The organism is Mesorhizobium sp., from assembly GCF_017306585.1.
Classification (GTDB): Bacteria; Pseudomonadota; Alphaproteobacteria; order Rhizobiales; family Rhizobiaceae; genus Mesorhizobium.
The window spans coordinates 1-7,815 of the sequence record NZ_JAFKIC010000044.1 but is presented as its reverse complement, the minus strand read 5'-3'; the positions used below and the strand labels follow the sequence as shown (position 1 = coordinate 7,815).

General features: G+C 62.0%; 8 protein-coding genes. 2 read left to right on the top strand and 6 right to left on the bottom strand.

Features of this window, described 5'->3' with window-relative positions; translation table 11 throughout:
* From argG to J0I79_RS01665, 4 genes are all read right to left on the bottom strand, one after another.
* A partial coding sequence (gene argG / locus J0I79_RS01680; RefSeq protein WP_292854877.1) for an argininosuccinate synthase occupies positions 1 to 692 on the bottom strand: 692 nt, incomplete at its 3' end.
* A gap of 159 nt (positions 693 to 851) precedes the next feature.
* A complete protein-coding gene (locus J0I79_RS01675) occupies positions 852 to 1,331 on the bottom strand; it encodes a DUF2938 domain-containing protein (RefSeq protein ID WP_292854875.1) in 480 nt (159 codons plus the stop codon).
* 94 nt (positions 1,332 to 1,425) lie between these two features.
* On the bottom strand, positions 1,426 to 1,908 hold the full coding sequence (locus J0I79_RS01670) for a peroxiredoxin (protein ID WP_292854873.1): 483 nt from the start codon (positions 1,906 to 1,908) through the stop codon (positions 1,426 to 1,428).
* A gap of 79 nt (positions 1,909 to 1,987) precedes the next feature.
* Positions 1,988 to 2,794: a protein-disulfide reductase DsbD domain-containing protein gene (locus J0I79_RS01665; RefSeq protein WP_292854871.1), complete on the bottom strand. Its 807-nt coding sequence runs from the start codon at positions 2,792 to 2,794 to the stop codon at positions 1,988 to 1,990.
* A 172-nt stretch (positions 2,795 to 2,966) separates the two neighbouring features.
* Here J0I79_RS01665 and J0I79_RS01660 point away from each other — a divergent pair, with 172 nt between their 5' ends.
* The gene (locus J0I79_RS01660) at positions 2,967 to 3,575 is read left to right on the top strand and encodes a YqgE/AlgH family protein (RefSeq protein ID WP_292854869.1); all 609 of its coding nucleotides are present in this window, start codon (positions 2,967 to 2,969) and stop codon (positions 3,573 to 3,575) included.
* A 268-nt stretch (positions 3,576 to 3,843) separates the two neighbouring features.
* Here J0I79_RS01660 and J0I79_RS01655 read toward each other — a convergent pair whose 3' ends face one another.
* Positions 3,844 to 4,737, bottom strand: coding sequence for an EamA family transporter (locus J0I79_RS01655; RefSeq protein ID WP_292854868.1), 894 nt, complete (start codon positions 4,735 to 4,737; stop codon positions 3,844 to 3,846).
* A 59-nt stretch (positions 4,738 to 4,796) separates the two neighbouring features.
* Here J0I79_RS01655 and J0I79_RS01650 point away from each other — a divergent pair, with 59 nt between their 5' ends.
* Positions 4,797 to 6,158 carry a PLP-dependent aminotransferase family protein gene (locus J0I79_RS01650; RefSeq protein ID WP_292854866.1) on the top strand — a complete coding sequence of 454 codons (1,362 nt, stop codon included), beginning with the start codon at positions 4,797 to 4,799 and terminating at the stop codon, positions 6,156 to 6,158.
* 35 nt (positions 6,159 to 6,193) lie between these two features.
* On the opposite strand, the gene J0I79_RS01645 is transcribed toward J0I79_RS01650, so the two are convergent.
* Positions 6,194 to 7,815: GGDEF domain-containing phosphodiesterase (locus tag J0I79_RS01645; RefSeq protein WP_292854864.1), on the bottom strand; the 1,622-nt coding region annotated here is incomplete at its 5' end.

The following is a 7,815-nucleotide window of genomic DNA, read 5'->3' as shown; positions in this document are numbered from 1 at the left end:
GCGCAATCGTCACGCCAGAACGGAACGCCCATGATCGGATTGACGATCTTGATCCCGCTGTCGAGATGTTCGAGATCTTTTGCTTCATGAGTCGCGCCGAGCAGATTGCTGTCTGTCGAATACGCCTTCTCGGCGCTCATCTTGTAGGCGAAGCCGTGCTCGGTCAGGAAAGTCGACATCTCCGTGCGACCTCCCAGCTCATCGATGAACTGCTGGTCGAGCCAGGGCTTGTAGATTTTCAGGTTCGGATTGGTCAGCAGGCCGTAGCGATAGAAGCGTTCGATATCGTTGCCTTTGAAGGTCGAGCCATCGCCCCAGATGTTGACGCCATCCTCCTGCATCGCCGCGACCAGCATCGTGCCGGTCACGGCGCGGCCGAGCGGAGTGGTGTTGAAGTAGGTGATGCCGCCGGTCGAAATGTGGAATGCCCCCGACTGGATCGCGGCAATGCCTTCGTGAACCAGCTGCGTCCGGCAGTCCACCAGGCGGGCCTTTTCAGCGCCGAAGTCGAGCGCCTTGCGCGGAATCTCGTCGTAATCGCTCTCATCGGGTTGGCCGAGATTGGCGGTGTAGGCAAAGACGCGGGCGCCTTTCTGTTTCATCCAGACCAGCGCCGCGCTGGTGTCGAGACCACCCGAGAAGGCGATGCCGACTTTTTCCCCTGTGGGCAGGCCTTTCAGGATCGTGCTCATGAAGGTTTCCAATCAGTCAGTGTCGTTGGTTCGTATGAGCGCATATCAAATCGCGTGTCGATAGGCACGCGCATAAATCGCACTTCCTGACGAGCCTTCCCTCCCTGTGCCATCAGACGGTGCTCAAGACGCTCTGATTCAGCTCGGAAGGCCGGATAATCAGCGGATCAGGAGCGCGGTGCCCCAAAGTCCGAGCGCGAACACGGTGTGCGAGATCACGTTGAAGGCGCGAATCTGCATCGGGTTGGGGCGCTTCGAAGCAGCCCAGCCGGCACCCATGCCCGGCGCCAGCAGGAACCAGCCGGCCCCGATGGTCACCATGCCGAGGATGAAGGCCGGCAGGAAGGTCGGCGCCGCGAGCCAACCTGCTCCCGCCAGCACGACCAGGATGATGCCGTAGACGATGCCGGTGAAGTAATGGAAAGCCCAGCCCAGCGCCTGCTCATGCGCATAAGGCGCGGCCTTGGCGATGTCGTCGTGGAAGACCTTGCCGTCCTTGAGGTGCCAGACCCAGCGGCCTGGCGGCCCCCAGTTCGGCCGCGGCTGACCGAACGCCCAGTGGAGGAAAAAGGCCCAGATGTCCATCAGGACGGTCGCGCCGATGCCGATCGCGATCGCGCGCCACAACATGTCAAACATCCTGCAATCCCCCCGAAAGCCCGCGGTCCTGAAAATGCGGGCGCTGATCGGGCGAGACCGGCCAATGCGGCTTCACCCGACCGGTCGTTGAAGCCTAGATCTGCCCGAGAATGTGGGCCGCGCCCGACTCATCGACACCCGGCTTGGTCTCGACATTGAGCGCGGTGACCTTGCCGTCCTCCACGACCATCGAAAACCGCTTCGAGCGCAGCCCCATGCCACCGCCCGAATAGTCGGCATCGAGACCGACCGCCTTGGCGAAGTCGCCATTGCCGTCGGCGAGGAACAGGATCTTGCCTTCGCCGCCGGTGAAGCGCGCCCAGGCGCCCATCACGTGGACGTCGTTGACCGAGACGACGGCGATGGTGTCGACGCCGCGCGCCAGGATGGCGTCATGGTTTTCGAGGTAGCCGGGCAGATGGTTGTTGCTGCAGGTAGGCGTGAAGGCGCCGGGGACGCCGAACAGAACCACCTTCTTGCCCGGGAAAATCTCGGCCGACGTGATCGGCTTCGCGCCATCGGCGGTCATCGTTTTGAAGGTGGTCTCAGGCAGCTTGTCGCCAACGGAAATGGTCATGAGTTCCTCGCTTGGGGATGGGGAGCAGATGCATGCTTGCGTAGCGAACTCGGCGGCGTCCTGCAACAGGCCGGTGGCGTCACGGGAAAGGCAGAAGCCCTTCGACGGCGCCGGCTGAACTGGTCAGCGTGTAGTGCAATCCGCCATCCGTGGGTGTCGTCGAAGGACGATCGAGGATCGGCACGGTGAAGATCAGCTTGCCGTCCCTTTCGCTGCGCGAAGGGGTGCCGAACATATAGTCGCGCTCGCCGGCGACGAAGAAATCCGCGGCCTCGGGATCGCCCGGAAAGCTTGCCTCCACGACCAGCGTCTCATGATCGCCCGGCAGCACGTTGACGCCGAAGTCAGGCTTTGCAGGCGCCGGCAGCGCTGTGAAGCTCGCCTTGACCAGGGTTGCGTCGTCGGCATTGTCAGGGTCCGAAGCTGGATCGACGGTCAGCCGTGTCTGCACGGGAATGCAGATGGTTTCGCAGATGCCGAGAAAGATGTCGGCATCGATGACTGCCGGCTGGCTCGGCGTCGCCAAGGTGAAGGTCACCGGCAGCGAAACCGGGTAGTTGTAGCCGGCCCATTTGCCATAACCATCGTCGTGGCGCTGGGGTGCGGGAAACGAGAGTGTCGCCGCGGCGATATTGGTGCTGGCCGAAATGTCGAGCTGCGGCGGCACGCCCGCGTCACCGGGATCGCGCCAGTAGGTCTTCCAGCCCGGCTTGAGCGCGATGTTGAGGACGCCCTGGATGCGGCCCGCATCGTCCGGTTTGCCTGACGTCACCAGCCGCACCTTGCCGCCTTCGCTGTTGTACCAGGCTGACGAAGAGGCGGCGGCGGGGATGACAGTTGCGGATCCGATGGCGGCGCCGAGCAACAGGATTTTCAAGCTTTGCATGGCGGTGATTTGATCGTCCGTTCGTGGCGGTGCAATGATTTCATGGTCTTGCCAGTATCATATTTGCGTGACCCTCCATGGCAAGCCAAGGCCAGCACACGAAACATGGGCTTTGGTCGAATCCGGCGCCGCACATCTTTTCGACGCCTGGGAAACACGTTACCCTCGCTATATGGATTTGTTGCGCCACAAGAAGACGGCCGCTGGACGCGGCTTTCTCGACGATCAGTTCCTGATTGCCATGCCCGGCATGAAGGACGACCGTTTCACGCGCTCGGTCATCTATATCTGCGCGCACTCCGATGAGGGCGCGATGGGGCTGATCATCAACCAGACACAGCAGATGCTGTTTCCGGACCTTCTGGTGCAGCTCGGCATCATGAACGAGCAGGAGGCGATACGCCTGCCGGCGCAGGCGCGCGATTTCGTCGTGCGCAATGGCGGCCCGGTCGACCGCAGCCGGGGCTTCGTCCTGCATTCGGGCGACTACCGCGTGGAATCCTCGTTGACCGTTTCCGACGACATCTGCCTGACGGCGACAGTCGACATCCTGCGCGCCATATCCGCGGGCCGCGGCCCGCGTCATGCGTTGATGGCGCTGGGTTATTCGGGCTGGGGGGCTGGCCAACTGGAAACCGAGATTGCCGAGAATGGCTGGCTGACCTGTCCCGCCAATCCCGAACTCCTGTTCGACGCCGATCTCGAGCGCAAATACGATCGCATTCTTGCCTCGATCGGCATCGATCTGGCGCATTTGAGCCTGGCGGCCGGACACGCGTAACTTTCGCGCCGACGCGGAGGCCGTTTGGAAACTCGCTCCTGCCAGTCATATGGCGGCGATTTCGCGAACCGGCCCACGCCGGCCGTGGCCTTAGCTGCATGGCGGTTCCCGGCTGCTTCGGTCGGCCAAGGCCGGATGCGCGGAAGGCGCCGCCAGATGGCCGCGGGAGTGGAGTTTCCAAATGGCCCCGAAAAGTGATAAATCGCGGTGCTACGTCATCGATTTCGGTCAATCAGGCCGCTGCGCGGAAATCATCGGTTTCCCGTCATCATGCTCGTCGGGCCAGCCAGACGCCGAAGATGATGAACGCCCCTGAGATCAGGGTATTGAGCGAAAGCGCCTCGCCGAGCAGGGAAACAGCGACGACGATGCCAACGACCGGCTGCAGAAACTGCAGTGGCGCGACTGCGGCTGCTCCCGCTTCACCCAAGGCATGGAACCATAGCGCATAGCCGACGATGGTCACGAGCAGCACCAGGAATGCCAATGCCGATAGCTCAAAGAGGCTGGGGACCGTCCAGTCAAAACCGACTGCCTCGGGGATCGTAAATGGCGCAAAGGCCAATGCGCCCACGGCGATCGACCATGCCGTCGCAGGCCATTGCCCGATCCGCGAGGAACTCCGTCCTCCGAACACATAACCAGCGCTGGCAAACAGGACTGAGAGCAGAACAAGCCCATCCCCCTGCAGTGTCGCGGGCATTCCTGTCGTCCCGGCGGGGCTTCGTGAGATGACCAGAATGAAGATTCCTGAAAGGGAAACCATGCAACCGCCCCACCACGGAGGCTTGGGCCATTGTCTGGTGATCAGGAAGCTGAATAGTCCCGTGAATATCGGCGCTGACGCCAGGATTACGGAGGCGTGCGTCACCGACGTCTTCAGGACGCCAATGCTCAGAAGAAGCGGATAGGCCATGAAACCGAAAAAGCCGCCGGCGACAAGTTCGAGTCGCGCTGGCCTGGTTGAAGGCAGACGGTCTCGAAACCGAAACAGTAGGGGCAGCAGGAGAATACCGGCCAGAAGGCTGCGTAGCCCACCGATGAGCTCCGGGGAAATACTGCGTCCAGCAACCGCCGTCGCAGCGGGTGAGGCTCCCCATATTGTCACTGCCGCGAGAGCTGTAGCGAGCGCAACAGTGTTTGACTGGGAATCGCTCTTCATTAGGTCGGTTTCCGCGGTTTGGGTCGGCTTTGGAACCGAAAAAGGTTGCCCCAGCATCTATGACGGCCAATATTGTCTGGCTCAATGCAAACATTGTCTGGCAAACAATAATGACGTGGATCCCTAAACTCGCATCGACACGATCACGCTATCTCGCATTGGCCGATGCTATCGAACGTGCGATCGAAACAGGCGAACTGAAAGTTGGCGATCGGCTACCGACCCATCGCGACATTGCGTGGCGATTGGGCCTCGACACGTCGACGGTGACAAAAGCCTATCGCGAGGCATCGCTCCGCCACCTCATACACGGCGAAGTTGGTCGAGGCACTTATGTTCTCGGACGAAGCAGAGCCGCTGAGATGTTCGCATCTCGCATGGGCGATCCGGCAGTCCTCGATCTCTCGGTGAACACCCCGGTTGCAATGGCGAGCGATGCATTCGCAAAGGCGGTCGAGCGAGCGATCAAGGCACCCGGCATGGACTGGCAAGGCTATGCGTCCCGAAAGCTCATTCAACGGCTACGGCTCGCCGGTGCTCGGTGGCTGGAAACACGCGGAATCATGGCGCGGCCGGAAGAGATTGTACCCGTCGCCGGGGGGCAAGCCGCTCTCGCGGCGATCCTCGGTGTCCTCGACATAAAATCCCTTGGCATCGAGGCGCAGACCTATTCGGGTGTCATAGCCCTGGCGCAAGGCCGTGCATTGAAAACCATCGACTTACATATGGATGGCGATGGCGTTCTCCCCAAATCCTTAACGGACGCAGGTGTTGACGCAGCGATATTAACGCCGACGCTGCATAATCCGACTGGTAAAATCTGGTCAAAGGCGCGCCGGCGGGATCTGCTCGCCGTGGCCGCCCGCAGCGGCACGCTTGTTATAGAAGACGATGCCTATGGCCCGTTGGCGGACATCGAGCCCATGACTGCCTTGCCTTCTGGAGCATCGACTTTGTTTGTCTCGACGCTCTCCAAGATCGTAGCTCCAGGGCTTCGGACTGCCTTCATCTGGGGCAGGGGCCAGACAATCGAGAAATTGAGTTCGGCCATATATGCCACGGGCTGGGGAATGGCTCCGCTCATGATGGAGGTCGCCGTCCAGTGGATCGAAAGTGGCGTGGTGAACGAGCAGATTGCCGCTCAGCGGCTTGAGATCGAGGCGAGACATCGTCTCGCAACAGCATTTTTCCCCGAACTGCGCGGGAACCCGCCTTCACCTCATATCTTTCTGAAAACATGCGCGCCGGCGGAACTGTTCGAACTGGCCGGGGTCCGAGTGGCTGGGTCTTCAGCGTTCTCAAGACGACCCGTGGCAAATGCCGGCATACGGATTAGCTTGAGCGCAGCGCCGTCTCGGGTGGCGCTCGATGTTGCGCTCTCAAGATGCGCGGAGGTCACTCGCGCGCATGCTCGTCTTTAGCGGGTACCGATGCAGAAATGACCGCGGTGCGGCTCTCACGCCTGCGTCAGCGGGTACTGGTCCTTCAGCGTCTTCAGCACCTGATCGCCCGGCATCGGTGCGCCGAACATGAAGCTCTGCACATACTCGCACCCCATCTGGCGCAACTCCAGCGCGTCGCGTTCATCCGATATGCCTTCGGCGACAACCGACAGGCCGAGCTCATGCGCCATGTTGACCATGGATTTGAGCAGCACGGCACGCTTCGGCGTGTTGTCGTCGACAAAACTCTTGTCGATCTTGATGGTGTCGAAGGGAAACCGCGTCAGATAGGCGAGCGACGAATAGCCGGTGCCGAAATCGTCTAGCGACAGGCCGATGCCGAGCTGTTTCAGCTTGGTCAGCACATGGGCTGTCTGCTCGGGATTGTCCATCACCAGTGACTCGGTGAGTTCGAGCCGGAAGCAGCGGGGCTTCAGATTGGCCCGCGCTATGACCGAGCGGACATCGCTGACCAGGTCGCGGCGGATGAGCTGGCGGCTGGACAGGTTGACCGAGACCGACAGTGGCGCGTCGCCGATCTGCTTTTGCCATCCGACGAGATCCTCGGCGGCCTGCTGCATGGCGAACAGGCCGAGCTGCACGATCAGGCCGCAGCTCTCGGCGACGGGGATGAAATCGGCCGGCGGGATCATGCCGCGGCGCGGATGGTCCCAGCGCAGCAAGGCCTCGAAGCCGGCGACGCTGCCGTCTTCCAGGCGCACGATCGGCTGATAGGCAAGCGTGAATTCGCGCCGCTCGATGGCGCGCCGCAGGTCGGATTCGAACTGCAGCCGATCGGTGCCGACCGTCCGGAAGGCGGGACGGAACGGCTCGATCCTGTCGCCGCCGAAACGCTTGGCCTGGTGCATGGCGAGCTCGGCGTCCTTCACCATGTCTTCGGCCGAGGTCTGCGCCGAGGTCCAGGTGATCAGGCCGATCGAGGCGGTCAGCACGATCTCGCGCTTGGCGAAGGTGATCGGATTGTTGATGGCATGCTTGATCGCGTCGGCGACGCCCGCGATGCGCGCGGGATCCTGCTCGGACAAAAGCATCAGGGCGAACTGGTCGCCGGCGAAGCGCGACAGCGAATCCTTGGGCTTAAGCAAGCGGTGCAGGCGGCGCGCTATGGTGAGCAGGATGGTGTCGCCGGCCGAAATGCCGAGCCCGTCATTGACCTGCTTGAAGCGGTCTATGTCGATGACGAAGACGGTCGGTCGCACCTTTTCCTCGGTGCGGGCGATCGAGATGATCGCCTCCAGCCGGTTCATGAACAATTCGCGGTTGGGTAGCCCGGTCAGATTGTCGTGCACGGCGTCGTGCAGCAGCCTTTCCTCGGACTTCTTCTGTTCGGTGACGTCGACCATGGTGCCGACGCAGCGGATAACCTCGCCGTCCGATCCGATGACCGGGCGCGCGCGCAGCGCGAACCAGTGATAGTGGCCGTCGGCGCCGCGCAGGCGGAAATTCTGCGCCACCTTGCCACGGCGGTGCTCCAGCACCACGTCGAGCGTCGTGCGGAACGTGTCGCGGTCATCGGCGTGCAGGACCGGAAGCCAGTTGCGGGCGGCGCCCCCAAGGCTGTTGGGGGCGAGACCGAGCTGCAGGCTGACGTCGGGTTTGGTGACGACGCAGTCGC

Excerpts from the sequence above, each read along its gene's own strand:
- J0I79_RS01675 (WP_292854875.1), bottom strand. The coding sequence starts at position 1,331 with ATGTTTGACATGTTGTGGCGCGCGATCGCGATCGGCATCGGCGCGACC.
- J0I79_RS01670 (WP_292854873.1), bottom strand. The coding sequence starts at position 1,908 with ATGACCATTTCCGTTGGCGACAAGCTGCCTGAGACCACCTTCAAAACG.
- J0I79_RS01665 (WP_292854871.1), bottom strand. The coding sequence starts at position 2,794 with ATGCAAAGCTTGAAAATCCTGTTGCTCGGCGCCGCCATCGGATCCGCA.
- J0I79_RS01660 (WP_292854869.1), top strand. The coding sequence starts at position 2,967 with ATGGATTTGTTGCGCCACAAGAAGACGGCCGCTGGACGCGGCTTTCTC.
- J0I79_RS01655 (WP_292854868.1), bottom strand. The coding sequence starts at position 4,737 with ATGAAGAGCGATTCCCAGTCAAACACTGTTGCGCTCGCTACAGCTCTC.
- J0I79_RS01650 (WP_292854866.1), top strand. The coding sequence starts at position 4,797 with ATGACGGCCAATATTGTCTGGCTCAATGCAAACATTGTCTGGCAAACA.